Consider the following 24,604-nt stretch of genomic DNA (forward strand, 5'->3'; position numbering starts at 1 on the left):
GGACGATGCCACGCTTGCGGATGTGCCCCCGGAGCTGAGGCGCGGGCAGGGGTGGGTTCGTCAATACCGCTCCTGTCTTGCGGTGGTGGCTGGGTAGTTGCGGCGACAGTCGGTGCCGCCAGGGTCATCGTCGCCGTCGAGCGCGCGCATTCTTCGCCTGAACTCCTGGAATCTTCCGTTTTGTTGAGTAAGCTGGCCTGCGGCTGGGCCCCGACGGACCAGGTGTGATACAGCGGAGAAGGAGTGCTCCTCATCACTGCCATGCCCCCCTTCGCGGAACTGCTTCGTCGTCATCGGCATGCGGCGCGCCTGACGCTGGAGCAACTCGCCGAACTTTCGGGCGTCAGTGGCCGCACCCTGTCGGACATGGAGCGGGGACGCAGCAGAGGGCCTCAGCACCGCACCGTCACCGCCCTCGCAGACGCACTCGCACTGGAAGGGGCCGACCGCAAACAACTCATCGAGCTGGCACGCGACGGCCGCCTGCGGGATCACTGGAAGCGCCCGACCGGCCTGTGCGAACTCCCGCGAAACATAGATGACTTCGCGGGCCGGGCCGCGGAACTGGCCTGGACGCAGAACCTTGTCCGCGACGAGGACTCGGCGGCCGTCGCCGCTGTGGGACTGATCACCGGTCCTGCCGGTCTGGGCAAAACCGCGTTCGCCATTCATGCCGGCCACACCCTGCGCCCGGACTTTCCGGACGGGGTGTTCTTCCTTGATCTGTTCGGCATGTCCTCGCGCCCTCTGCCCGTTGACCAGGCCCTGGCGCAGCTGCTCCGTGCATTGGGTGTCCCGGACCAGCAGATCCCTCCTGACATTGCCGAGTGTGCTTCGTTGTACCGATCGCTGCTGAGGGACAGACGCGTGCTGGTCGTGCTCGACAACGCCGCCTCGGAAGAGCAGATCCGCCCACTGCTGCCGGGTGGAGGCCTGGGCAGAGCGTTGGTGACCAGTCGTCGGCTGCTGGCCGGCCTGGAGGGCGTGCGCCGCCTGAACCTGGGCCCCCTGCCCCTGCTGGACACCACCCTCCTGCTGACCGGGATCACGAGGGACCGCGGCGCCTCGGACGGCGAGTCAGTGCTCACTCAGCTCGCGCAGCTGTGCGGCGGCCTGCCCCTGGCAGTGCGGATCATCGGCAACCGGCTGGTCAGCCGCCCCGCATGGAGCGCCGCCGAACTCGTCATCCGGCTGGCCGACGACGAGCGCCGTCTCGACCAGCTCAAGGCAGGGGACCTCAAGATCGCCAACGCGTTCCGGATGTCGTACGAGCAACTCGCGCCGTCCGCACGCAAGGTCTTCCGCCGACTCGCTCTGGTGACCGGCCACGACTTCGACGCCGCCCTCGCCGCGGTGGTCGGCGAGATCTCCGTCGAGGACGCCTGGGACGTGCTCGATGAGCTGATCGACCTCGGCCTGCTACAGGACAGCGGGGCGGGCCGCTACCGCTTCCACGACCTGGTCAGGCTGTTCGCCCGCGAGCGGCTCAAGGCCGAGGACCCGGCGGCTGAGCGGGAGGCGATCGGGGGGACGATGACGTCCTGGCTGCTGCGGATGGCCACCACCGCCGGGCGATGGTTCGAACCGGCTTACGGCCACCCCGACCAGCCTGACGCCGACCTCGCCGACCTGTCTTCGGAGGAGGAGGCCGATCACTGGCTGCGCGTGAATGTGGACAACTGGCTGGGTGCGTTGGGGACGGCAGCGAGCGACGGCCGGCACTCCGCCGTCCTCGACTGCGTGGAGTCGTTGGACTGGTTCTCCGACCGCTGGATGCACGCGCCGCACTGGCACGAGGTCTTCTCCCTCGGTGTCGAGGCCGCTGCCGGCCTGGGCGATCCGGTCCGGCAGGCCGGCCAGCTCAACTCGTTGGCCTGGGTCCATCTGCTGCCGCGCGACGACCCGGAGACCGCACTGCGGTACACCACCGAGGCGATGGACCTCGCCACGCGCAGTGGCTCCACGGCAGAAGTCGCCTCCGCCCTCCACCACGCGGGAGGCGCGCTGCGTAGACTCGGACGGCTTGACGAGGCCACCGCGTCGGAGACCCGGGCGGCGGAGATGTTCAAGGCCAACGGCGATTTCGACGCGTACTGCCATTGCCTCGGCGCCCTTGGCACCTGCCTTCGTGACGCCGGGCATCACGCCGAGGCCCTGGAGCGGTACCTCGACCTGTGGGCGTTCCTGAACGACGCCGGGTCGGGGGTGACGCCGAGCGTGGCGGCGTTCGTCCGTCCCATCGCGCTGGCCCGTGCCGGCGAATGTCTCGGACTGCTCGGCCGTCGGCCCGAAGCGATCACCAAGCTCGTCGAGGCGATCGGACTCATGGAGCAGGCTCAGTCGCACGTCCCGCAGGCCCACGCCCTGGAGACATTGGGGTCCTTGCTGGCCGACGAGGGCCGCAAGGACGAGAGCAGCCGTGCTTACGCGAGGGCGGCCGAGGTGTTCGAGGCGGTCGGTGACGCCGACGCGAGCCGCCGCTGCCACGACCTGGCGGCCGCCGCACCCTGACGCGTCCAGCAGTGTTCGGCGTGCAGAACTTCTGCGTGCTGTTCTGCGTGGCCTCACCACTTCCAGGCGCGTTGACTGGAGCCAGTCCGACGGGCCTGTGGGGGCCTGTCCATCCACCCTGGGAGAGAGCATGTCGACCATCGGGAACATCGTGCTCGTGCACGGTGGCTTCGTGGACGGGTCCGGCTGGCAGGGCGTTTACGACGACCTCGCCGGGGACGGCTTCCGCGTCCGGATCGTGCAGAACCCGACGCTGTCGCTCGAGGGTGACGTCGCCGCGACCCGCCAGGTGCTGGACACGCTCGACGGCCCGGCCGTGCTGGTCGGCCACTCCTACGGCGGGGTCGTCGTCAGCGAGGCCGGTATGCACCCCAACGTCGCGGCGCTGGCATACATCGCTGCTTTCGCCCCGGACAAGGGCGAGTCGGTCGGCACGCTCATCGCCGACCCGGCGCCCGGAACGCCGGTGCCGCCCATCCTGCCTCCGCAGGACGGCTTCCTCTTCCTGGACCGCGACAGGTTCCACGACGCCTTCGCCGCCGATCTGCCCGAACAACAGACCGCGTTCATGGCCGACGCTCAGGTCCCCTGGGGCGTGGACGCCCTCAGCGGGGCGGTCACCGAACCGGCCTGGCAGCACAAGCCCAGCTGGTACCTGGTCGCCACCGAGGACCGCATGATCCCGCCGCCGGCCCAGAGGGCCATGGCCGAGCGCGCAGGCTCGACCGTCGTCGAGGCCATCGGCAGCCACGCCGTCTACGTCTCGCAGCCCGGCGTGGTCGCCGGCCTCATCCGCGAGGCCGCCACCGTCTGACCGGAGGAGCGGACGCGGTGCTCCGCGCGGCGACTTTGCCCTCCCGGAGCGGCACGACGGCGCAGATGGCCTGGAAGCGTCGGGCCAATCCGTCCAGTCAGGACTGATCACGGGGACGGTCAGGGACATCGTGCCGACGGCCGACGGCCACCGGGTGGCCGTCGTGCAGAACCCGAGTCGACAGTGCGGTCGTCCTGGTTGGTCATGTGTACGGCGGCATGGTCATCACCGAGGCGGGCAACCACGCCAAGGTCGCCGCGTCCGCCCCCGACCGGGGTGAGTCGGTCGGCACGCTGATCGCCGACCCGCCGACCCGCCGACCGCCGCCCGGCGCACCGGTCCCGCCGATCCCAAGGCGACCGGGTCGGCATCGGCCGGGACCACGCTGACCGACTTCTCCCGTTCCGGCCACGCAAACGCGGGCCGCCGCCGGCTCCCGCCCTTCGGCCGTCGCGGCGCATCTCGCATCTCCGACCGCTTGCAGGTGAAAGTGATGATCAACCTTCTTCAGACACCCTCTACCAGCGTTTCCGCGACGGCCGGCACATCCAGCGTCGTCCCGATGGCCGAGCACGTCATCGCTCAGAGCGGGCCCCATGGCGGCACCGGCGGTCTCGTCGGGCGATCGGCGGAGCTGGCGCTGGTCGACGCGCTCCTCGCCGAGGCGGCAACACGGAGTGCCGCGCTGTTCCTGACCGGTGCGGCCGGAGTGGGCAAGAGCGCGCTGCTCAATGTCGCGGCGCGGCGGGCGGAGCAACGTGGATTCTGTGTGGTGCGGGCTGCCGGAGCGCAGTTCGATCAGCATGTCGGTTTCGCGGGGCTGAATCAGATCCTGCTGCCGTTGGCGGGAGAGCTGGCTTCCCTGCCGGCGCGGCAGGCGCGCACCCTTCAGGTGATTCTTGGCCTTTCGGCGGGTGAACCGGAGGAGCTGTCGGCTGTCGCGTACGCGGTGCGGGGTCTGCTGTTCCGGATCGGTACCCGGAGCAGCCCCCTGGCACTGGTCATCGACGACTACGCATGGCTGGACCGGCCCAGTGCGGTGGTGCTGGGTACGGTCGCCCGCCATGCCGGCACCGGGCGCGTTGCGCTGCTGGCCGCCTCCCGGCGGGACGAGGCCTTTCTCCCCGACACGGGGACTCAGGTACACGAAGTGCCGCCCCTCGACGCGAAGGCGGCGATGAAGCTGGTGGCGGAGCGTTTTCCGGCCATGACGTCCACGGTTCGCCGACGGGTGCTCGCGGAGGCCGGGGGGAACCCCCTCGCGTTGCTTGAGCTGCCTGTCTCGCTCAGTCTCGCGCAGCAGACGCAGCGACGTTCTCTGCCGATGGTCCTTCCGCTCACCGAGCGCCTGCGGATGATCTTCTCCGAGCGGGTCAGGGCCCTGCCGGACGCCACACGGAAACTGCTCCTGCTGGCGGTTCTGGACGACACGGGCGACCTGCACCTCCTGCCGCGGACCGGCGACGGACCAGGGACTCTCACCGAGCTCTCTCCTGCCGAGCGTGCGGGGCTGGTGCGGGTCGACGCCCGAGCCGGGCGCCTGGTCTTCCGGCACCCGCTGACCCGCTCGGCCGTCATGGAACTGTCGACCAGCGCCGAGCGCCGCTGGGCGCACCGGGCGCTCGCCGACCTACTCCCGGAAGGATCCGAACGTCGAGCCCTGCACCTGGCCCGCGCCACCGTGGGGCCGGACGACCAGGTGGCCGCTCTGCTGCACGAGGCCGCCTACACCACCCTGCGCCGCGGCGACGCCGTCGGCGCTGTCTCCGCCCTGCTACGCGCCTCGGAGCTCAGTAGCTCAGGTACAGCCAGGGGCCGGAGACTGGTTGAGGCTGCCTGCCTGAGCGCCAACGTCACCGGCGACCTGCGCAACGTACGCGCGCTTCTCGACGATGCCGCGGCCGTCGATCCGTTGGGCGGCACGTCCCCGGCTGCCGCCGCGGCGGCAGCCGGGGAGCTCCTCAACTGGGACGGTGACACGGACGGTGCCTACCGGCTGCTGGTCCGAGCGATCACCGACCACGCCCCCGCGGGTCCGGCCGATGACATCATGCTTCGCGAGGCACTCCACACCCTGCTCATGGTGTGTTCCTTCAGCGGGCGGCCGGAACTGTGGCAGTCCTTCGACACGATCCTGGCGCGATTCCGTCCGCACGCTCTTGACCCCCTGCTACTGGTTCTGCGCGGCGCCCTTGGCGACCCGGCCCACGCGGCGCTGCCGGTACTGCCCCGCCTTGACGAACTGATCTCCGGACTCCACCGGCAGACCGACCCCACTCGCATCGTCCGCACGGCCACCTGCGCCGCCTACGTCGACCGCCTGCCGGGCTGCCACAGCGCATTGCTGCGCGTCGTCGAGGACGGCCGCGGCGGAGGAGCCGTGGCCTCGGCCATACCGGCCCTGCTCCTTCTGGCCGACGACGCCTACGCCAGGGGACGGTGGGACGATGTCGCCGAACTGACCGACGAGGCCCTGCACTGGTGCGCGTCCCATGACTACCGACTCCAGGCCTGGCCAGGCCGTCTGCTGCAGGGCCTGCTAGCCGCCGCACGCGGTGACGACGAAGTCGCCCGGAGCATCGCAGACCGCCTCGCCTCCTGGAGCAACCCACGCGGCCTGGGCGCGCTGCGCGTCTACTCATCGCACATCAAGGTTCTGTCCGCGCTGGGACGCGGCGACTTCGACAGCGCCTACCGGCATGTGACATCCGTCAGCCCGGCGAGCCGGCCGGCGCCGCATGTCCCGCACGCACTGTGGCTCATCTGGGACTTCACCGAGGCGGCGACCCGCACCGGTCACCACGCCGAGGCAGCCGCACATCTGGCGGCCGTCCAGGACGTCGGCATCCCCTCCATCTCACCACGTCTGGCCATGATCACGGAGGCGGCGACCGCCCTGGCCGACCCGTACGTCGTCGATCGCGATCTCTTCGACAAGGCCATCGCCACACCCGGCGCAGAGCACTGGCCCTTCGATCTGGCCCGGATCCGCCTGGGCTACGGCGAACGACTCCGCAGAGCCCAGGCGAGCGTCGCGGCACGCCCCCACCTCGAGGCCGCCCTGAGCACCTTCGAACGCCTCGGAGCCGCCCCGTGGAGCGCACGCGCGGCCGGCGAGCTGCGGGCAAGCGGCCAGGCCGCGGCCCCTGTCACGCCCGTAGCGGGTGTCGAAGCGCCGCTGACTCCGCAGGAATGGCAGACCGCCCAGCTCGCTGCCACGGGGCTCACCAACAAACAGATCGCCGCCCAGCTCTTTCTGTCCCACCGCACCGTGGCCGCCCACCTGCGCGGCGCCTTCCGCAAGCTGGACATCGCCTCCCGCGGCGGGCTGCGCGACGCGCTGACCGGCCTTGATCAGCTGGCCGTGGACAGCCCCGTACGTCGGGCCGTCTGAGCATCTTTAGGCCATTTGGTCGAAGCCGGTGGGGGACGGCACTGCCTAACCTGGGGTGTCATACAAACCTGTGACCAACAGCGGGAATTCATGAGCAGAGGCACGAGCCGCCGTCATGCGGGGCACTGCGCACTCCGTTGAGAGAGCGGAGTGAGTCACTCGTCGGTCGCCCGACGAACGCAATGTTGTTCATCGCCGCGCGTCGCATGTGTCCGGAGACCGGGGACGGCTGACTCGCGGCAGAGAGACGAGTCCGCGCGTGACACGTCATTCCCCGTCACTCCTCGTCATCTGCCCGGGCCAGGGCAGATGACGCTCAGCATGGGCGTCGGGCGGCCTCGCTGCCGACACTGAGTCCGACAGAGGTGAGTGACATGAAGAGGATGACATGGAGGGACTTCGCCTGGCTGTCCGAGGCAGCCGATGATCCGTCAGCATGTTTGACCACGTGGGCGAGCAACCCCCGGGCGCCGTACATGCTGCCCACTGGCCGCTTCTTCGACGTGGTGTCGGTCGACCAGCGAGTCGGCATCGAGGCGCTCGATCAACTGCTGCGCCGAAGACGGCCCTTCGGGCCGATAGTACTGGACCACCGGGCGGGAAGAATGGGCTTCATCCTGGCCTCGCAGAGCTGGCAGGACTTCGCCCACCAACTCGCGCGAGGAGAGGGAGCGGCTCCCGCGCACCGCTACCTGAGCCACGGCTCCGTGGTCGTCGTCCCCGGCCCCCAGCCCGTGCTCGGCGACCGCTACGAGTGGCTCCGCGCCCCGACCCGGCGGCCTTCGGCCAGCCCGCTCCTCCCGGTCGCTCTGGCCGCCGTGCTCGTCGCCTCCGCCGAGGTGCTCACCTGCGCGGACCGGTACGGCGAGATCCCTCGGCCCACACCTGCCCTCGCTCCGGCCGCACTCGAGGGGGTGTGGGCGCATGCGGGATGACACCATGGAGCGGCTCGACGTGCATGAAGAGATGCCCTGATCGCCGCAGGGCCCTTGAACTCCCCTGGGCAAGATTTCGCTCAGCCTCCAACGGGTAACCCCGTCCCATGAGTGGCGCAGCCGCATCCGGGCGCCCTACGGTCAAGTGACCAGTGCCTGAAGCGAACTTGTGATGCGGGACGCGGTCGAGGCGGCGCGTGTTGAGGATGCGACGCTGACGCGGGCGGCTCAGGCCGGTGACATCGCCGCTCTGGGGTTGCTGTTGGAACGCCATAGGGCGGGCATGCGTGCGGTGGCGTTGAGCATTCTGGGGCCGGGTGCGGATGCGGATGACGTGATGCAGGACGCGGCGCTGACGGCGTTGCGGCGGATCGGTGATGTGCGTGACCCGGGTGCTGTGGGTGCGTGGCTGCGGATGATCGTGCGCAACGCCGGCCGGTCCTTGCTGCGGGGCGCCGTCGCCGCCCAGCCCGTGGACGAGCTGCACCTGCCGTCGCCGGAGGACGGTCCGGAGCAGTGGCTTGAGCGGAGCGCGGTGCGGGACTGGGTCTGGGAGGCGCTGGAGGAGCTCTCGCCGCTGCTGCGTATGCCTTTGGTGTTGCGGCACTTCACCACCGGGGTCACCTCGTACGAGCAGATCGCTCGTGCGTGCGGCGTTCCGGTGGGCACGGTGCGCAGCAGACTGAGCCTGGGGCGGGCCAAGTTGACGGCCGCTCTCGCCGCTACGGAGGACGCCGCGCACGGTGACGCGGAGCAGCGGTTCCTGGCCAGCCGCATCGAGGCTCGCGAGACGCTCGCCGCTGCCGAGAGCGGACACTTCGGCAAGCTGCTGACGGAACGCTGGTCTCCCGAGATCGCCCTCCTCAGTGGTCCCGACCGGGTGGGTGGCTGGGACCTTCTCGTGCGCAGCATGGACAACGACGTCGAAGAGGGCGTGCGACAGCGTCTCATCCATGCGGTGGCCGGTCGGTCGCTCACCGTCTGGGAGATGGACATCATCAATCCGGCGGACAACCCCGAGCACTGCCCGCCGGGCGTGGCGTGGCTCATGACCCTGGACGACGCCGGCCGGGTGCAACATCTGCGGCTCGCCCACTCCCGGCCGGTGCAGCTCATGGACCTGCTGCCGGTTATGTGATGGACGCCACTTCGACGGAGTGAACTTCGTCCTCTGCTCCGCGTCCTGTCGGTGTCATCGCCGATTGCTGAACCCGGAGAGTTCCATGACCATCCCCCGAACCGACCCCCTCACGGTCGGTACCCACACCGTCGACATCGACGGGGTGACGCAGAGGTATCACGTCCACGGCACGGGACCTGTGTGCATCGCGCACTCCGGCGGGCCCGGCATCTTCTGGGAGTACCTGCGCATGCCTGCGCTGGAACGACACCTCACGGTCGTCTATCCGGAGCCGATCGGCACCGGCGGCTCCGGCCGCCCCGCCTCCCATCCGCACGGCTACACCCGGCCGCGCTACAGCCGGCTCCTCGAAGGTCTGATCGAGCATCTCGGCGTGCCCGAGGTGCATTTGTTGGGTCACTCCCACGGCGGCTTCGTCGCCCAGTATCACGCCCTGCGTCACCCCGAACGGATCGCCGGGGTGATCCTGTACGAAAGTGCGCCGTTCACCGGTCCCGAACACGCTGCCGAAGCCGTGCGTCTGGTGCAGAAATTCGCCGAGCGGCACTCCGACAACCCCGAACTTTCCGCGATCCTGGCCGCCTTCGCGGCGATTCCCACCACCTCCGACGACGCCGGGTTCACGACGCTGCTCAGGGCGCTGGTGCCCGTGTACTTCGCCGACTACTGGGGCCGCGAAACGGAGTTCGCGCCCTTCCGCGCCGCGGTGAGCGCCACATTCATCTCGGGACTGGACGAGAACCTCGAACCGCACCTCATCGACGACAGTCAGCAGCTCGGCTCGCTCACGGTGCCGACCCTGGTCGTCGTCGGCCGTCACGACTTCATCTGCGGAGTGAGGTGGGCCCAGGAGCTGCATCAGATGATCCCGGGATCGGAACTGCTGATACTGGAGCAAAGCGGGCACTTCGGTCACATCGAGGAACCGGAGGAGTTCTCCCGAGGAGTGACACGGTTCGTCACCGCCACAACTTCGGGCGCCGCCTGACACATGACACCGTGGACACTGCGGCGGCGCGCCGACTGGGCACCGGTCTGCTGACGCGACCCTCTCTGCTTAGGTCAGGCCGATGACGCCGTCGGCCGCAGGCTTCGGGCGACGCTCGGCAGGCCGGACCCGCAGGAACACAAAGCGTGAGGTCATCGCTGCTTTGGATCCCTTGCGCCAGGTGACGGTCGCCGCGTGGCGGCGACCCGCGGCCAGGACATGCGCGCAGGCTGAGTGGTCGGGTGCGGTAGCGGGGCAGCGGGCGCGGGCCGAGCCCGCCGTAGCGCAGCTTGTAGGGTTTGGCCGCTTCAGCGTGGGCGGTCATCTTGCCCTTGACCTGCAGCGCGTAGGCCAGGCCCCCGGTCCTGAAGGGCGTGCCGGAAGTCGGCGTTCGCCCCGTAGCCGGCATCCGCAACCAGCACCGCGGGCCGCAGCCCGACAGCCGCGAGCTCGTCGAGCATGTCCAGAGCCAGCTGCCATATCGGTCGGTGATGTTCCTCGTCGGGGACCCGGCAGCGGGCCCGCCGGCCCGCCGCCTCGGGCCCGTCCCAGCTGCGGGGCAGGAACAGCCGCCATGACAGCGGGCACGAAGCGGTGTCGGAGGGGGCATGGACACTGACCCCGATCTGGCAGTTGCCGATCTTGCCCAGGGTGTCGGAGGCTGCCTCGCCACCCCGGGCGAGGAGTATCCGTCCTTGGGGAAGCCGGTGTCGTCCACCACCCACACCCGCGGACGCACCACCGCCACTGCCCGGCGGGCCAGCCCGGCACGGACTGCGCCCGCCGGCCAGGTCGAGGACGTCATGAACTGCTGCGACTGCTGATGGTCCACACCCAGGCGCCCGGCCATCGGCTGCATCGACTTCCGCCGCCCGTCCAGCAACAGACCCCGCAGATACAACTCGCCCTTCACCCGCTGGTCAGCACGCGCCAAAGGTGCGAACACCTCCCCGGCGAGCTCCTCCAACCGGCCACGACACGCGACAAGTTCATCCGCCCTCGTACCCGCAGGAAACCACCAGAACCACTGCCTGCCCAGACACGTAACAACGCCCTACTAGGTCATTCAGCCGAAGCCCAAAAGGACGGAACGAGCTAGTTTTTCACCTGCATCACAGGTTCTTTACAGACATCAGGAGCCATGAAATGAGTCCCCTGAAGAACGTCGTCCTCGTGCACGGAGGATTCGTCGACGGTTCCGGCTGGCAGGCCGTGCACCATCTCCTCACCCGCGAAGGCTTCAGTGTCAGCATCGTGCAGAACCCGACCCACTCCCTCGAGGGCGATGTCGCGGTCACGCGACAGGTCCTCGACGCTCAGGACGGGCCGACCGTGTTGGTGGGCCACTCCTACGGTGGCGCCGTGATCACCGAGGCCGGCCGGCACCCCAAGGTCGCCGCGCTCGCCTACATCGCCGCTTTCGCCCCGGACAAGGGCGAGTCGGTCGGCACGCTGATCGCCGACCCGGCGCCGGGTGCACCCGTTCCGCCGATTCTGCCGCCCCAGGACGGCTTCCTGTTCCTCGACCGTGACAAGTTCGCGCACTCGTTCGCAGACGATGTGGCGGTGGAGGACGCGCAGTTCATGGCGGACTCACAGGTTCCCTGGGGCGTCGACGCTCTCAACGGGGTGGTGGCGGAGGCCGCTTGGCGTACCAAGCCGAGCTGGTATCTCGTAGCGACCCTGGACAGGATGATCCCTCCGCCGGCGCAGCACGCCATGGCGGAGCGAGCGGGCGCCACCGTGAGCGAGGTCCTTGGTAGCCACGCCGTCTACATGTCCCGACCCGCGGCCGTCGCGGAGCTGATCAAGCAGGCTGCGGGCGTCCAGGGCTGACCTGAAGTACACGCGCCTGCGTCACAGGTGTGCGATCTGCCCTGTTGAGCGCCTCGGCTGCGGCAGGGCAACCATCAGAATGATGAGAGGCAAGACATGCGTATCAAGGTCGTACGTCGCCGTCTGATCGCGGCAGGCGTTTCCGGCGCAGCGGCAGTCGCCGTTGTGGCGTCGATGGCTTCGGCGACAACGCCGGAGCGCCAGTCGGACGGCACCAAGCCGACGGTCGTGCTGGTGCACGGCGGTTTCGCGGACGCATCCGCGAGCTGGGCGGGAGTGATCGAGGGGCTCCAGAACGACGGTTACCCGGTCGTCGCGACCGCCAACCCGCTGCGTGGGCTTCCCACCGACGTTCCGTACCTGGAGAGCGTCCTCAAGTCCATCGACGGCCCGATCATCCTGGCAGGCCACTCCTACGGGGGCGCCGTGATCACCAACGCCGCCGCTGCCAATCCCCACGTCAAGGCGCTGGTCTACGTCGCCGCCTTCGTGCCCGACGAGGGCGAGCTGCTCGGCGATCTCATCAACAAGTACCCGGGCACCGAGATCCCTGCCGCGCTCGATCCCGTACCGTTCCCGAACCCGGACGGCAGCACCGGCACGGACCTCTACCTCAAGGCCGACAAGTTCCGCAGCACCTTCGCGGCGGACCTCCCGGTCTCGGTCACCAACGTCATGCAGGCGGCCCAACGGCCGTTCAGCGCCTCCTCCTTCACCGACGTCACCAAGGCCGCCGCCTGGCACGACATCCCCTCCTGGGGGTTGGTCGCTGCCTCGGACAAGGCCATTCCGCCGGCCCTGCAGCGCTTCGAGTACCAGCGGGCCCACGCCCGTGGCACGGTCGAGGTCTCCGGAGCGTCGCACTCCGTCATGATCAGTCATCCGGACGCGGTCACCAAGCTCATCAAGAACGCCGACCGCTCCACCCGCTGACCCCGTTCCGTCTTCCGCGACAGCCCACCTGTTCCAGGTGGGCTGTCCGTCGTGCGCTTCCACAGGCGTATCCGGATCCCGGAGTAGTCCACAGGACCATCGCGCGGGTCTGCCGCTTGCGTCATGAAGAGGCGATGCTTCGCGTGAGTGCGTCCCGCAGTCCCGCACGAGAGGTGACGTTCAGCTTCGGAAAGACACTGCGCAGATGTGCGGCCACGGTGCGAGGGGACAGGAAGAGCTGGGCGGCGATCTGTTTGTTGGTCAGCCCTGTGGCGGCCAGCTGGGCGATCTGCGCTTCCTGCGGAGTCAGTGGCGTACGACTGTCCTCAGTCGATGTCACGGTCGTGACGTGGACGCCGCTCGCCCGTAGTTCGTTCGCGGCTCGTGCGCACCACGGTTGGGCCCCCAGGCGCTGGAACGTGCTGAGCGCGGCCTCCAGATGGACGCCGGCGGCCCCTCCTGCTTTGGCTCTGCGCAGCCTCTCGCCGTAGGCCAGACAGATCCGCGCCCAGTCGAAAGGCCATCGTTCGGCGCCGGGGGCCGCGATGGCTCTCTCGAACAGGTCATGGTCGATGACGTCCGGGGTGGCTATGGCCCCGGCGGCGTCGGTCATCATGGCCAGGCGCGGTGAGATGGACGGGATGCCGGATGTCCTGACCGCCGCGACGTGTTCGATGGCCTCGGCATGGTGACCGGTCCGAGCCGCGGATTCGGCGAAGTCCCAGAAGAGCCACAGGGAATGGGGCATGTGCGAGGGCAGCCGACCAGGGGCGCTCAGCGATCTCAGACAGCGGTACGCGCTCTCGAAGTCCGCGCTGCCGAGCGCGGACAGCGCCCGTATGTGGGAGGCGTACACATGCAGCGCACCCAGTCCTCTGGGGTTCCCCCAGCAATCGAGACGGTCAGCGATCTCCAGCGCGGTCTGGTCGTCGCCTCGCGCGGCTGACAGCAGTCCCCGCAGGAAGTGACCCGTCCATCCCAGCAGGCGGTAGTTGTGTGTCGCGCACCAGCGCAGACCTTCGTCGATGACGTCCGGAACGTCGTCCCACTGTCCGCCCGCGTAGGCGTCGTTGGCCAGCAGGAAGTGGGCCTCTATCGCCGTGGCGATGGCTCCTCCGTTGCGGCCGTCGTCGACGACACGCCGCAGAGCACTACGACAGCTGGGCAGGCGGTCGACATAGGCACCCGCGATGGCGGTCCGCACGATGCGCCGGGGATCGGTCTCCCGGGTGAGGCCGAGGATGAGGTCGTCCAGCACGTCCAGAACCGACGATGCCGCGTGAGCGGGATCACCGAAGGCGCCGCGAAGCACGCGCAGCAGGGGATCGGGAGAGTGCCGCAGGACCTCTGCCACCGCGCTGTCGAAGGCCTGCCACTGGTCCGGCCGGCCGCTGAAGAAGCACACCATGAGCAGCGTGTGCAGAGCTTCGCGGAGGATGTTGTCGTCCGTCTGACCAGGTTGGGCATGACTGCGGATCGCGCCGACGAGAAGCCGGTGGGCGGTGTCCGCGTCGCCTTCGCCGTTGAGGAGCTGGCTGGCTGCCGCGGTCGCCGCGGCCAGCGAATCCGCGCCCACGGGATCGGCGGACATGGCATTGTCCAGCAGGGAGCGTACGTTGCGGAGGTCACCAGTGATGTTGGCGCCGAGGCATGCTGCCTCAGCCAGCATGCGCCCCTTCGTCGTCCCGGAGCTACTCAGCTCGGAAGCGCGCAGCAGGCTGGTGATGGCGCCGACGGCGTCGCCGCGACGCAGCGTCCTGTAGGCCACATCGTGCAGGAGCGCAGCCACCTGATCGTCCGGGCCGACCGCCGCGGCGGCCAGATGGCGGACCCGGCGTTCCGAACCTTCCGGGAACTCTTCGGCCAGGTCCAGGTGCATCCGTCGACGCTCCGCGCTCGTGGACAGCTCGATGACCGCGGAACGAGTGAGGGGGTGCCGGAAGACCAGGCGGCCCGTCAGGGAATCCACCCATACCAGGCCTGCCCGCTCGGCAGGGCCCAGCCTGGTGAGGACGTCCGAGCTGTCAACAGCCCGCTCGAGGATGTGCAGATCACCGGAGCCGTCCAGAACGGCGAGCAGGAGCAGCTCCCGTGTCGCGCGCGGCAGGGCACTGACCCGTACGGAAAAGATCTTCTTCAGGCGCTCGGAGAGCGGCAGCACAGCCGGCAGCGGTCCCCGTTCCGTCTGCTGAGCCTCGTTGAGCGGGACGGGCAGTTCCAGTAGTGCCAGCGGGTTGCCGGCGGCCTCCGTGACAAGACGCTGCCGGACCCTGGCCGTCATGGCGGGGAATCGCTCTGCCACCAGTGCCTTCGCGGATTCCTCGTCCAGGGCCCGAACCTCGTACGAGGGTATCCCGGTGCTGCTCAGGAAGGATTCGTCGCCGGTCCGGGATGCCGCGAGCAGGACCAGGGAACCGGTCCGGACGTTACGGGCGACGGTGCCCAGAACCACGGCGCTGGGCCGGTCGAGCCAGGCTGAGTCATCGATGACCAGCGTGATGGGGCCACGCTTCGCCGCGGTCTGGGACAGCAGGACCTGTACAGCGTTGGCAATGGCGAGCAGCTCGGCCGGCTGCTCCTCGGACAGTCCTCGGACTGCCTGGAGCGTCTCCGCCTGCCGCGTCGGCAGAGCCGGGATCTCCTCCGCCAGCGGTTGGAGTAGCTGGGTGAGGCCCGAGAAGCTGCCACTCTGCTCGAACTGCGAGCCCGCGATCCTTACGACTGTGAAGCCCGCCTCGGACGCCCGTTCCGCCGCGGTGTCCAGCAAGGCGCTTTTCCCTACCCCCGCCTCTCCCGTCAGCACCAGTGCGGCGCCCCTGGTGGCGGCGGAATCGAAGAGATCGTCGATGAGAGCCCGCTCCGCCGACCGTCCGACGAGGCGGCCCGCTGAACGCGCGCCGTCTTCGTCCGCTGGGTGATTGCGGCCGTCCGAGGCTGGTGAGGTAGGGAACGACATGAGGACCTTCCATTCTGCTCGAGCCGGATCAAGGGCATGACGGAAGGGACACCCGAAAGTTCGCTTGTAGGTGCGTGAGCCACATCACATTGCCAGACCTTGCGTCGCTCGCCAAGACCTCTGGTCGTTCGCCTCGTACGAGCGGTACGTGCACCGCCTCAGGCGACGCGTGCTGCCGACCGCCCAGACGTCCTTGACCGCTCGGGAGCCGGCCGCCCACATCTGCCCTGCTGAGTGCCGTGCCGCCGACTGTCGCCGCCATCAGGGACGCTTCCTCGGCGGTGAGCGCCGACGGGTCCGTGGTGGCGAGGCGGGAGAACATCATCGCGAGGCGGGCTTCCTCCCACAGGTCGAGATCGCACTTGCTTGCGGGGCCGTCGGTCCCGAGGCCGACGGAAACCGACGCCGTGCGGAGGGCATGGAGAGGGGCCGTTCCGGAAGCGACCTTGGCGTTCGAGCCGGGGCGGTGTGCGACGCCGGCTCCTGACTCGGCCGGCAAGGAGACGTCGCCCTCGGAGAGGTGGACGGCAATGGGCTGCCAGCAGCCGCCCGTCCATGAGCCCGGTCTCCCTGAGCAGCCGGGGAACGGATCCGAACCGCTCCCGGGGCGTGATGTCCTCGGCCGACGTCTCCGCGGCATGAATGTGCACCAGGGCGCCTCACCGTGCGGACTCCTCCGCCGTGATGCGCAGGGCTTCGGGAGGCAGGGTGTAGGTCGAATGCGACCCGTAGGTTCGATGCGTTCGCCTGGTCCGAAGCGCAGGCCGTCCTCGTCGATCCACTTCCCGATGGCGGCCCGTGCAGGGGAAGCGCGGGCCGACGCGGTTGAGCTTCGCGCTGCTGCTGAAGCACTACACGCGGCAGAGTGCGCTTCCCTCGGGGCCGGGCGGAGTTCCCGGATGAGGTGGTCGCCCACATTGCCGGGCAGATGAAGCTGCCGGCCGGGGAGTTCGACTCCTACCAGTGGACCGGCAGCACGATCGAGTACCACTGTGCCCAGATACGCGAGCACCTGGGGTTTCGGGGTGTGCTCGATACAGGACGCAGAGAAGCTGACGGCCTGGCTGGTGGCGAACATCGCGCACGCGGAGCGCAGGCCGGAGCGGGTCCGTGAGGAGTTACTGCAGCACTGCCACGAGGTGTGCATCGAGCCGCTGGCAGCGGACCGGAACACGCGGATGGTCCGATCCGCCCTGCGCACCGCGGAGGAGACGTGGTTCTCGCGTATCCCCGCCCGGCTGCCGGCGGAGGTGCGGGCCCGGGTACTCGCCCGGACTCGACCGCCTTGCCCGCTCCGTTCCTGACGCCCGCGACAATCGCCGACTCCCTCGTCGCCCGTGGCGTCCGGCTCTCCCTCGGGGCACGGTCTACGACCCGGCCGACCTGATGGGCGAGATGTTCTTCAACATCCTCGCCACCTTGGCCGAGTTCGAGGTCGACCTGCTGCGGTTGCGCAGCCGCGAGTGCGTGGCAGTCGCTTGGGCGAAGGGGAAGCTGAATTGCAAGCAGCCGAAGCCGGTCACCCGCCGGCACGCCCACCTGGCCGAGCAGCATGCCACCGGTCAGCACTCCATCGCTGACCTCGCCGAACACTTCTCCTTCAGCCGCGCCACGGTGTACCGGGTCCTCGAACGCGCCCGTACAACAACCTGAAACAGCAGCCCGATCAAGCCGCACGGCACCGTTTGCAGCAGGATCGGTGACACGTTCGTTAACGGCACCCCTACTTCGCGGTGATCAGCCCCGGGGGGCGGTTCCGCGGGCCCGTGCACTCGGCGACGATCAGTCCGGCCGGCCTGGCCGTCGACTGCGTCAGCTCTTCCAGCGTAGTCCCGTCCAGCCACTCGGCGTTGCGGGCGCCGGGACTGGCCGGACGCTTCTCAGCGGGCTCCTGGGGGAACATCTCGCGCATCAGTACGCGGGGCCCCCGGCTGTCGAGCACCTTGAGGACCTTGAAACGAGTGCCGGGAACGAACACCAGCCTTCCTCGGGTGTACGGATCGACGGATTCCGTACGGCGTCCGGTGAGCGACCACACCAGATACCCGGGGCCTCCCGCGCCAAGCGCCGCTGGGGACGACGTCGCGTTCCAGAAACCGTGGTCGACGACCACGGGGTTGTCGCGATACCACCTCACCAGGCTGTCGGCCACACCGGTGCGCACGATCGCGGGACCTCGGTAGGCAGGCAGCCTGCGCAGGCCTGATGCGACGCAACGAGCAAGGGGGATGTGTGCACCGGGCTCTCCCTCGAGTAGCGTCGGATCCAGCCATGCCCACTCCTCGGCCAGGTAGAGGCGGACCGCGGCCAGGTCGGCGAGAGCGCCGACGTCGCCGGCGCGACGGCCGTCCCCAGAGGCCCACTCCTTCGGGAGTGCCCCTCCCACGTCCGACATGGTCCGGCGGAATCGCGTGCCGTACTGGCTGCACAGCTGGAGCCGGTCGCGGGCTATTCCGCGCCCGCCGTTGGAGACTATCCGGGCAGCGGCACGCGGGACCGGCTGCGCTCGGACCTCGGGGTCGGTCCTGAGGTCGGACGGAACGATCGTCGAGCGTATGTTCGGTTCTTTGTCGAGGGGTCTCTTCGTCACGTTCATGGCGTCGCTTCTCCCTGAGCCGCGGAGGATGGAGGAGTCGGCAGGAGCGCTGTGTCAGTGGCTCTCTCGAAGACTGTAGGAACGCCATGAGGCCCAGGGCACACGCGAGGGCCACGTCAGCGCGAAAGGGTATGTGATGCTTCCTGTTCGTGCCGGCCGTGGCCCTCGACATCGATCCGACTTGAAACCGGCGCATAGTGCACTAAGAGAACCAAGCTGGCTGAAATCTTACTGGGTCATTTGACCGAAGCTGCGCCACTGGCAGTCGCCGTAGTGTGCCGATGTAGCTCGAAGCCCACTCGCAGGCCCCGTCGTCCAAGCGGCAGGCCAGGGTGCGTGCCGAGGTGTGCATGTCGGTTCTATCTGGGGGTTGCTGAAGTGACTATGACTGTGACTCAGACGGATGGAACGGGAACCGCGCTGGCAGTTCCGATCCGAGTTGTCCTGAGGGCGAGCGACGCCTTCCTGGAACATGCGACCGGCGCCTACCTGCAGTCGCATTCCGGCGTGAACATCGTTCCCCAGCAGGGACTCCCCGATGTGGACGTGTCGGTCATGCTGCTGCACTGCCTGAACGACGACTGGCTCAGGGTTCTCAGGCAGGATGCTGCGCGCGCCGGCGGCGCACCGGTCCCGGTCGTGGTGATGGCAGATCGCGTCAACGAGCAGCAACTCACCCTGGCAGTCGAATACGGACTGACCAGCTTTCTCTACCGAAGCAGCTCGAGCCTTGAGCAACTTCTCGACGCGACCATCGAGGCGAGCTCCGGACGCAGTCGTTTTCCGAATGAACTGGTGGGTCATCTGATTGCCGAACTGGGGCATCAGCAACGACAGCAGACGCTCGCGCAGTTGTCGAGGAGAGGCGGACTCGCGCCGCGGGAGATCGAGGTGCTCCGCATGCTGTCCGAAGGGATGAACACGCTTGAGATCTCCGAGAAGATGAGCTACTCGGAGCGGACGATCAAGGGAATCATCCATGAGACTGTGAAGCAGCTGAACTGTAAGAACAGGACGCAGGCCGTGGCGTGTGCGGTCCGGACGGGTATTCTCTGAAAGGCCTTTTCGAGGATTCCCGTGAATTCATCCGGCGGTCCGGGCGAGTGGTGCTGTGGCGGGTACGGCCGTTGTTCGACGACTGGTCCAGTTCTCTCGCGGAGCGGCCTCGGGAAGGCGCGGGCCGGATCAGATCGCTGGGCGTCGGCTGGGGAGGCAGACCGCTCAATCCACATCCGGAACTCCTCATGCTCGGCCCGGATGTGGTGTATTACCCCGAGCTCGTGCTGGGCGCGGACATGGAAGTCTTCCTGGACTTGGCTGGTATGGCGAACTCGGGAAGGGGGTGATGTCCTCCACATGGGCATCATTGAGCTTCTCCCCTTAGCCGGCGTCTATGTCGTCATGACTGCCGAGGACCAACGGCGCGAAGGCATCGGCACGGCACTCACGGGGGCGGCACTCGAAGCGGGGCGGGAACGCGGACTGAGCGTCGGCACCCTTCAGGTCAGCCCGTTCGGCTTTCCCGTGTAAGAGCACTTGGGATTCGAAACCGTCACCGCGTACGACCTCTTTCGGACCTCCGCGAAACTCCTTGATGAACCCTCAGAGAACGGTAAAGGCAAATGAATTGGAGCATAACCAGAGCGGCCGGCGTAGTGGCGCTCGCACTGACGGCGTCTGTGCTCGCCGCGACGCCCGGCAGCGCAGCGGACTCGCAGATCCTGAGTCACTACTACGACCCGGGCACGGAGATCGTCCCTTCGACGGACACAGTCTGTGCTCCGGGTGGCACAGCGATCCACGGGAGTGCCACGTTCGGGACGCAGCCGGGCGATGTCTGGCAGGGCACGACGACCTACGACTACTGCCTGTACCCAGAGTCTACGCCGGGCCAGTACCGCTACGTCGGGACGGAGACGCTGACGGGCTCGGCCGAGGGGTGCGGATCGGGATCGTTCACCTGGATCGGACGGGGCAGCACAGCGGGTGGCGGAACCTGGCGGATCATCCGGGGATCGGGCACCGGCGACCTGGCCGACGCGCGTGGAAGCGGAACGAACACCGCGACAACCAGCCCGACGTTGGAGAACTACGGGCACTTCCGGGGAGTGTTCGACTGCTGAGAGGCGGGGGAACGGGCGCTGAACGGCCGCTTTGGGACGAGGTGGTTGAACTGTCCACCACGGGAGATCCTCTCGTGACCGCCGAAGCCCGTTCGCTTCGGGTGACGGCGACCACTACGCGATGGGCTACTCCTACACCCGCGACGACCCGGACGACATGGTCACCGTGGTGGCACTGGGCGTCCTCGACGAGCGAGCCCCGTCTCCGGTCCGCGTCGTGGTCGAGGAGGTCGGCACCGATGCGTGGACCCACACCCCGCGCGAGGGCGGGTTCGTCACGGTCGAAGAAGCCCTCCAGTGGTGCGACGACCGGCTCGCCGGCACGGCAGGACCCCTTCCGCCGGTGCGGCCGACTGCGTCGCCAATCCGCCCGGTTCTCCCGCCAAAGGCGCGTGCTCCTCGCCCGCCCGGCCGATCGCGCTGACCAACAAGCCGACTGGCGCGACGGAACATAGCCGACGATCGCCGGTTGGCCAAACCGGCGATTCTCCGGACTTTTAGACAGCCGACGGGGCGACACGACCGGTCCGCCTCTCTTCGCATTCCCCCTTTCTCGTACGGAGGTTACTTCCGCATGCGCTCAACCAGAATCTCCATATCTGCCGGGATGCTCGGCTCCCTCGTGCTGCCGATCGCGTCCGCGACCGCGGCCACCGCCACCCCATCGGCCGTGCCCAGCAGCGCGCAGAGCGCCCTGCCGACGATCCGCGACTGCGACCGGCCCGGACTGTGGGCCATCGGCACCCGCGCGGTGACAATCCGCTCCAAGCCCACGACCGGTCCACCGCCGTCGGAGTCCTCCACCGCGTGAAGGGCCGGGTGTCCGGCACCTACGTCTACCGCGACGTCTACATGTGCCTTGGCTGACAGGCACTCGGCGATAACCCGGCGACAACGTAGCCGAGTTGATCGCTCCTCCTTCAATTCCCTTCCCGCGAAGAGGAGATCCCCTTGTCCGACGACATATCCGACACCACAGAGAATGTCGTGGGCGTACTCACCGCACAGATCGAAGCGCATTTCGGGGTGCGCATGGATCAGTTGAAGGCCGCGGTCTCCGTGGCACGGACTGCCAACCCTGACGCCACCGACGTCGTCAAGTGGCACAGGCTTCTGGCGGACTCCCAGGCGGAGCTCGACCGGGCGGAGGACGCCCTCCTTGCCGCGCTGGAGACCCAGCCCAGCGAGGTGGACAATCCGACGCTGGGCCTCGCCCACCGCGTCAACGCGGCTGTTGCCGCACGGGATGGGCGAGCTCTGGTCGTACGGTGGCTTCTCGACACGGACGCTCCGGGGAAGAGGGATCTCGCTGCCGAACGGCTCGCCCGTCTCAGCCGCGCTGGCCGTAAGGGACCAGCCGTGCAGACCAGCCCTCCGCACTGACCCGCGACCGCACCGGCACCGCCATCGGCGGCGCGAACGGGAAGGGCAGCGCAGCGATGAGCGTCCGGCTCAAGCCCAGCACCGTCGACGGGGAGCTGCAGGACGTCTTCGACGTCCCCGTCGCTGAGCTGTACGAGACGGCGACCAGTACTGGTGCCTCTCCTGCGGTGATCCGCGCGCTCGAACCGCGGTCGTTCCTCGCCTTGGCCGAGGAGCAGGTCGCCCGTGTCCGTAACCGCGTGCACGCCGCCATGGCGCCCGACCGCGACATGGGCGAGCTGTCGGCGGAAACCCTGCGGCGGGATGAATAGTGGCTGGACGCGGCGCTCGATGCCCGTAACGGCTACCGGGCGGCCCTCGACGATCTGCTGCGCACCAAGTCGCCCCTAGTACGGCAGCCCCGGCCGGTCCAGTTCACGTAGCTGTGCCTCGCCGAGAACGACGGACGCCTCCAACGCCGCGGCGGAGTACCGGGAGATGGTGGCTATCTGTCGGGTCAGTTCCTCGGCGAGCCCGAAGCCTTCGCGCGTGAGGTCCTTGATCTCAGACACGGTGGTGCTGGTCTCAGGCAGGCCGGGGCCGTCCACGTCCCAGGCGAGGATCGTCCCGAGCCGGGCCCTCAGCTCCTCGACCGGAACGGTCGGCGCGGACGGGCACAGCCACGCGATCGACCGCATCGAAGCGAACCGGGCCGTCGCCTACCGCATCCACCTCGATACGGACCGTGGCCGCTGGTACCTCACCGCATCCTGGCAACGCCCCGTCGTCAAGACGGTCCCGCTCGCCACCGCCCGTGCCCAGGGCATGATCGGTGTCGACACCAACGCCGACCACTTCGCCGCCTACCGGCTCGACCGGCACGGCAACCCGGTCGGTGACCCGCACCGTTTCCCCTATGACCTGTCCGGTTCGGCCGGCCACCGCGACGCCCAGATCCGCCACGCCCTGACCCGCCTGATCAGCTGGGTCAAGTCTGTCGGTGTCGCCGCGATCGGCATCGAAGACCTCGACTTCACCACCGAGAAGACCCGTGAGAAACACGGCCGCCGCAAGCGGTTCAGGCGGCTCGTCTCCGGCATCCCGACCGGCAGGCTCAAGGATCGGCTGGTGTCCATGGCCGCCGAACACGGGCTTGCGATCGTCGCGGTCGACCCCGCCTACACCAGCATGTGGGGTGCCCAGCACTGGCAGAAACCGCTGACCACCCCCCACCGAAAGATGTCCCGTCACGATGCCGCCGGCATCGCGATCGGTCGACGCGCCCTCGGACATCCGATCCGGCGTCGGACGGCACCGCCCCCACACGACCGGAGTGATCGTGCGGGGCATCGGACCGTTCAGGCCGGACCAGGTCACCGGGGGCGTGAGGGAACCCGCCCACCCACAACGGACCGGCCCCCTGGAGGACCGTCGCCGAGCGGGAAGCGAAAGCGGGAACCCAGCGCATCCAACACCGTTCGGGATGCGCCCAGTACGCAACAGTGGGTCCAAGACTCACTTACGCACACTGGTTAGGAACGGTTACCGGAGGATCGCCGGACAGGGTCCGGAGCGACTGTGGGATCCGTGGCAGGGTGCGGATTAGGTTGGCACGGAAAAGTCTTCGGGTGGCCGGACTCGTGATGGGGTGAGCATGACCATGCTAAAAGGAGCCAATGTTCCAGTGGCGGCCCAGGCCGTGCGGGTCGAATTGGGGTGGCGTACCGCCCCGGGGGCGCCGGACGTGGATGCATCGGCGCTCCTTCTCGTGTCGGGAAAGGTGCGCAGCGACGCGGACTTCGTCTTTTACAACCAGCCGGTGCACGGCTCCGGCGCGGTGCGTCATGAGGGCAAGCGGAACGACGCCGGCAGTGTCACGGACAGCCTCGCGGTGGATCTGGCGCGGGTGGAGCCCGTCATCGAGCGCATCGTCCTGGCCGCCTCCGCGGACGGTGGCAGCTTCGGGCAGGTGGGGGCCCTGTGCGTACGGATCATAGACATGTCGAACGGCTCGGAGATCGCGCGCTTCGACAGTGCGGACGCGACGGTGGAGACCGCATTCATTCTCGGTGAGCTCTACCGTCGGCAGGGCGCCTGGAAATTCCGCGCCGTGGGGCAGGGGTACAGCAGCGGCCTCGAAGGTCTCGCCACGGACTTCGGTATTTCCGTCGACGAGCCGCAGCAACCCCAACAGCCTCAGCAATCGCACCAGCCTCTTCAGCCCCAACAACCCCAAGCGGCAACACGAGTTGACCTGCCGTCCCCGCCTCGGCTCCCCCCGCACGCGCAGCCCCCGGCTGCCGCTCCGATGGCACCCCAGGTGCCCCCTGCCGCGCCGCCCGTACCGCCGTCCCCTGAGCCAGTCCGGTTCTCCAAGGTGACGCTGACCAAGGACGCGCCGTCCGTCTCCCTCGCCAAACAGGGCGGCACGTCGGGAGTCATGCGCGTCAATCTCAACTGGGAGGTGCGCAAACAGTTCAAGAGTTGGGGCAGCAAACTCGGCAGGGCCATCGCCAACCACGCTGATCTCGATCTTGATCTCTGCGCCCTCTACGAACTGACCGATGGCAGGAAGGGAGTCGTGCAGGCGCTCGGAAACGCCTTCGGCGCTCTCGGGCAGCCCCCGTATATCCATCTCGACGGGGACGACCGCACGGGCGCCGTCTCCACCGGCGAGAACCTGACCATCAACCTCGACCACAAGGACCGGCTCCGCCGAGTCCTGATCTTCGTCACCATCTATGAAGGCGCCCGGAGTTTCGCCGATCTGCACGCGACCGTCACCCTGCAGCCGCAGCACGGCGCCGCGATCGACTTCTCGCTCGACGAATGCACCGTTCCCTCCACCGTCTGCGCACTCGCACTCATCACCAACGACGGGGGAGACCTCACCGTGCAGCGCGAAGCCCGCTATCTCGTACCCGAACGCGGGGTGAGTCCGCAGCGCACCATCGACTACGCCTATGGGTGGGGGATGAACTGGACACGCGGCCGTAAATGACCCCCGGTTCGTCC

Annotated in this window: 22 protein-coding genes and 5 pseudogenes; 21 read left to right on the top strand and 6 right to left on the bottom strand. The window is 68.5% G+C overall.

The window, feature by feature from the left end:
• The first annotated feature begins 261 nt into the window (after nt 1-261).
• From OG972_RS36750 to OG972_RS36780, 7 genes and pseudogenes are all read left to right on the top strand, one after another.
• Nucleotides 262-2,511, top strand: a complete 2,250-nt coding sequence (locus OG972_RS36750; RefSeq protein WP_266988883.1) for a helix-turn-helix domain-containing protein — start codon at nt 262-264, stop codon at nt 2,509-2,511.
• Nucleotides 2,512-2,641: 130 nt separating this feature from the next.
• Nucleotides 2,642-3,325: an alpha/beta fold hydrolase gene (locus tag OG972_RS36755; protein WP_266988885.1), complete on the top strand. Its 684-nt coding sequence runs from the start codon at nt 2,642-2,644 to the stop codon at nt 3,323-3,325.
• A gap of 176 nt (nt 3,326-3,501) precedes the next feature.
• Nucleotides 3,502-3,621 (top strand): annotated as a pseudogene (locus tag OG972_RS49330) (alpha/beta hydrolase); the annotation flags it as partial.
• Nucleotides 3,622-3,887: 266 nt separating this feature from the next.
• A complete protein-coding gene (locus OG972_RS36765; protein WP_266988887.1) occupies nt 3,888-6,719 on the top strand; it encodes an AAA family ATPase in 2,832 nt (943 codons plus the stop codon).
• A gap of 374 nt (nt 6,720-7,093) precedes the next feature.
• Nucleotides 7,094-7,654 carry a bifunctional DNA primase/polymerase gene (locus OG972_RS36770; protein ID WP_266988889.1) on the top strand — a complete coding sequence of 187 codons (561 nt, stop codon included), beginning with the start codon at nt 7,094-7,096 and terminating at the stop codon, nt 7,652-7,654.
• A gap of 172 nt (nt 7,655-7,826) precedes the next feature.
• Entirely contained in the window at nt 7,827-8,792 is a 966-nt protein-coding gene (locus OG972_RS36775) for an RNA polymerase sigma factor (RefSeq protein WP_266988891.1), read from the top strand.
• An 85-nt stretch (nt 8,793-8,877) separates the two neighbouring features.
• Nucleotides 8,878-9,783 carry an alpha/beta fold hydrolase gene (locus OG972_RS36780; protein WP_266988893.1) on the top strand — a complete coding sequence of 302 codons (906 nt, stop codon included), beginning with the start codon at nt 8,878-8,880 and terminating at the stop codon, nt 9,781-9,783.
• Nucleotides 9,784-10,091: 308 nt separating this feature from the next.
• Here OG972_RS36780 and OG972_RS49640 read toward each other — a convergent pair whose 3' ends face one another.
• Nucleotides 10,092-10,508 carry a transposase gene (locus OG972_RS49640; RefSeq protein WP_353961647.1) on the bottom strand — a complete coding sequence of 139 codons (417 nt, stop codon included), beginning with the start codon at nt 10,506-10,508 and terminating at the stop codon, nt 10,092-10,094.
• Nucleotides 10,502-10,729, bottom strand: a pseudogene (locus OG972_RS49645) (transposase); the annotation flags it as partial. The gene OG972_RS49640 and the pseudogene OG972_RS49645, both read right to left, overlap by 7 nt.
• A 200-nt stretch (nt 10,730-10,929) precedes the next feature.
• On the opposite strand from OG972_RS49645, the gene OG972_RS36790 reads away from it, so the two are divergent.
• Nucleotides 10,930-11,619, top strand: coding sequence for an alpha/beta hydrolase (locus OG972_RS36790; protein ID WP_266988897.1), 690 nt, complete (start codon nt 10,930-10,932; stop codon nt 11,617-11,619).
• A 96-nt stretch (nt 11,620-11,715) separates the two neighbouring features.
• Entirely contained in the window at nt 11,716-12,552 is an 837-nt protein-coding gene (locus OG972_RS36795; protein ID WP_266988899.1) for an alpha/beta fold hydrolase, read from the top strand.
• Between the two features lie 121 nt (nt 12,553-12,673).
• Here OG972_RS36795 and OG972_RS36800 read toward each other — a convergent pair whose 3' ends face one another.
• On the bottom strand, nt 12,674-15,508 hold the full coding sequence (locus tag OG972_RS36800; RefSeq protein WP_266988901.1) for an AAA family ATPase: 2,835 nt from the start codon (nt 15,506-15,508) through the stop codon (nt 12,674-12,676).
• 28 nt (nt 15,509-15,536) lie between these two features.
• Nucleotides 15,537-16,148 carry an amidohydrolase family protein gene (locus tag OG972_RS49650; RefSeq protein WP_353961648.1) on the bottom strand — a complete coding sequence of 204 codons (612 nt, stop codon included), beginning with the start codon at nt 16,146-16,148 and terminating at the stop codon, nt 15,537-15,539.
• A gap of 264 nt (nt 16,149-16,412) precedes the next feature.
• On the opposite strand from OG972_RS49650, the gene OG972_RS49655 reads away from it, so the two are divergent.
• The 3 genes and pseudogenes from OG972_RS49655 to OG972_RS36810 form a co-directional block, all read left to right on the top strand.
• Nucleotides 16,413-16,622 carry a hypothetical protein gene (locus OG972_RS49655; protein WP_353961656.1) on the top strand — a complete coding sequence of 70 codons (210 nt, stop codon included), beginning with the start codon at nt 16,413-16,415 and terminating at the stop codon, nt 16,620-16,622.
• Nucleotides 16,534-16,812 (top strand): hypothetical protein, encoded by a 279-nt coding sequence (locus tag OG972_RS36805; protein WP_266991069.1) that lies wholly within the window; start codon nt 16,534-16,536, stop codon nt 16,810-16,812. Before OG972_RS49655 ends, OG972_RS36805 begins: the two co-directional genes overlap by 89 nt.
• A gap of 31 nt (nt 16,813-16,843) precedes the next feature.
• A pseudogene (locus OG972_RS36810) lies at nt 16,844-17,161 on the top strand (helix-turn-helix domain-containing protein); the annotation flags it as partial.
• A gap of 70 nt (nt 17,162-17,231) precedes the next feature.
• Here OG972_RS36810 and OG972_RS36815 read toward each other — a convergent pair.
• Nucleotides 17,232-18,104, bottom strand: a complete 873-nt coding sequence (locus OG972_RS36815; RefSeq protein ID WP_266988903.1) for a hypothetical protein — start codon at nt 18,102-18,104, stop codon at nt 17,232-17,234.
• 384 nt (nt 18,105-18,488) lie between these two features.
• Between OG972_RS36815 and OG972_RS36820 the strand changes: the two genes are divergently transcribed.
• The 7 genes and pseudogenes from OG972_RS36820 to OG972_RS36850 all read left to right on the top strand — a co-directional run bounded on the left by OG972_RS36820 (nt 18,489) and on the right by OG972_RS36850 (nt 21,921).
• A complete protein-coding gene (locus OG972_RS36820) occupies nt 18,489-19,160 on the top strand; it encodes a response regulator transcription factor (protein WP_266988905.1) in 672 nt (223 codons plus the stop codon).
• A gap of 300 nt (nt 19,161-19,460) precedes the next feature.
• Nucleotides 19,461-19,634 carry a GNAT family N-acetyltransferase gene (locus OG972_RS36825; protein ID WP_266988907.1) on the top strand — a complete coding sequence of 58 codons (174 nt, stop codon included), beginning with the start codon at nt 19,461-19,463 and terminating at the stop codon, nt 19,632-19,634.
• Nucleotides 19,635-19,726: 92 nt separating this feature from the next.
• Complete coding sequence (locus OG972_RS36830; RefSeq protein ID WP_266988909.1) at nt 19,727-20,227, top strand: DUF3224 domain-containing protein; 501 nt, start codon at nt 19,727-19,729, stop codon at nt 20,225-20,227.
• 97 nt (nt 20,228-20,324) lie between these two features.
• A pseudogene (locus OG972_RS36835) lies at nt 20,325-20,651 on the top strand (hypothetical protein); the annotation flags it as partial.
• A 150-nt stretch (nt 20,652-20,801) separates the two neighbouring features.
• Nucleotides 20,802-21,038 carry a hypothetical protein gene (locus tag OG972_RS36840; RefSeq protein WP_266988911.1) on the top strand — a complete coding sequence of 79 codons (237 nt, stop codon included), beginning with the start codon at nt 20,802-20,804 and terminating at the stop codon, nt 21,036-21,038.
• Nucleotides 21,039-21,178: 140 nt separating this feature from the next.
• Nucleotides 21,179-21,610 (top strand): hypothetical protein, encoded by a 432-nt coding sequence (locus tag OG972_RS36845; RefSeq protein WP_266988913.1) that lies wholly within the window; start codon nt 21,179-21,181, stop codon nt 21,608-21,610.
• Between the two features lie 56 nt (nt 21,611-21,666).
• Complete coding sequence (locus OG972_RS36850; protein WP_323135920.1) at nt 21,667-21,921, top strand: hypothetical protein; 255 nt, start codon at nt 21,667-21,669, stop codon at nt 21,919-21,921.
• 75 nt (nt 21,922-21,996) lie between these two features.
• On the opposite strand, the gene OG972_RS36855 is transcribed toward OG972_RS36850, so the two are convergent.
• Nucleotides 21,997-22,161 carry a hypothetical protein gene (locus OG972_RS36855; protein ID WP_266988915.1) on the bottom strand — a complete coding sequence of 55 codons (165 nt, stop codon included), beginning with the start codon at nt 22,159-22,161 and terminating at the stop codon, nt 21,997-21,999.
• Nucleotides 22,162-22,273: 112 nt separating this feature from the next.
• Between OG972_RS36855 and OG972_RS36860 the strand changes: the two are divergent.
• Nucleotides 22,274-23,125 (top strand): annotated as a pseudogene (locus tag OG972_RS36860) (IS200/IS605 family accessory protein TnpB-related protein); the annotation flags it as partial.
• 124 nt (nt 23,126-23,249) lie between these two features.
• On the top strand, nt 23,250-24,590 hold the full coding sequence (locus tag OG972_RS36865) for a TerD family protein (protein WP_266990953.1): 1,341 nt from the start codon (nt 23,250-23,252) through the stop codon (nt 24,588-24,590).
• The last annotated feature ends 14 nt before the right edge of the window (nt 24,591-24,604 follow it).

This window comes from Streptomyces sp. NBC_01669 (assembly GCF_026339735.1).
GTDB classification, from domain to species: domain Bacteria; phylum Actinomycetota; class Actinomycetes; order Streptomycetales; family Streptomycetaceae; genus Streptomyces; species Streptomyces yanii.

Bases quoted from the DNA above. Each gene is read 5' to 3' on its own strand.
- OG972_RS36755 (WP_266988885.1), top strand. From the start codon at position 2,642: ATGTCGACCATCGGGAACATCGTGCTCGTGCACGGTGGCTTCGTGGAC.
- OG972_RS49650 (WP_353961648.1), bottom strand. From the start codon at position 16,148: ATGCCGCGGAGACGTCGGCCGAGGACATCACGCCCCGGGAGCGGTTCG.
- OG972_RS36865 (WP_266990953.1), top strand. From the start codon at position 23,250: ATGCTAAAAGGAGCCAATGTTCCAGTGGCGGCCCAGGCCGTGCGGGTC.
- OG972_RS36840 (WP_266988911.1), top strand. From the start codon at position 20,802: ATGCGCTCAACCAGAATCTCCATATCTGCCGGGATGCTCGGCTCCCTC.
- OG972_RS36790 (WP_266988897.1), top strand. From the start codon at position 10,930: ATGAGTCCCCTGAAGAACGTCGTCCTCGTGCACGGAGGATTCGTCGAC.
- OG972_RS36750 (WP_266988883.1), top strand. From the start codon at position 262: ATGCCCCCCTTCGCGGAACTGCTTCGTCGTCATCGGCATGCGGCGCGC.
- OG972_RS36850 (WP_323135920.1), top strand. From the start codon at position 21,667: ATGAGCGTCCGGCTCAAGCCCAGCACCGTCGACGGGGAGCTGCAGGAC.
- OG972_RS36830 (WP_266988909.1), top strand. From the start codon at position 19,727: ATGAATTGGAGCATAACCAGAGCGGCCGGCGTAGTGGCGCTCGCACTG.
- OG972_RS36770 (WP_266988889.1), top strand. From the start codon at position 7,094: ATGAAGAGGATGACATGGAGGGACTTCGCCTGGCTGTCCGAGGCAGCC.
- OG972_RS36820 (WP_266988905.1), top strand. From the start codon at position 18,489: ATGACTGTGACTCAGACGGATGGAACGGGAACCGCGCTGGCAGTTCCG.
- OG972_RS36765 (WP_266988887.1), top strand. From the start codon at position 3,888: ATGGCCGAGCACGTCATCGCTCAGAGCGGGCCCCATGGCGGCACCGGC.
- OG972_RS36800 (WP_266988901.1), bottom strand. From the start codon at position 15,508: ATGTCGTTCCCTACCTCACCAGCCTCGGACGGCCGCAATCACCCAGCG.
- OG972_RS36825 (WP_266988907.1), top strand. From the start codon at position 19,461: ATGGGCATCATTGAGCTTCTCCCCTTAGCCGGCGTCTATGTCGTCATG.
- OG972_RS36780 (WP_266988893.1), top strand. From the start codon at position 8,878: ATGACCATCCCCCGAACCGACCCCCTCACGGTCGGTACCCACACCGTC.
- OG972_RS36795 (WP_266988899.1), top strand. From the start codon at position 11,716: ATGCGTATCAAGGTCGTACGTCGCCGTCTGATCGCGGCAGGCGTTTCC.
- OG972_RS36775 (WP_266988891.1), top strand. From the start codon at position 7,827: ATGCGGGACGCGGTCGAGGCGGCGCGTGTTGAGGATGCGACGCTGACG.
- OG972_RS36815 (WP_266988903.1), bottom strand. From the start codon at position 18,104: ATGAACGTGACGAAGAGACCCCTCGACAAAGAACCGAACATACGCTCG.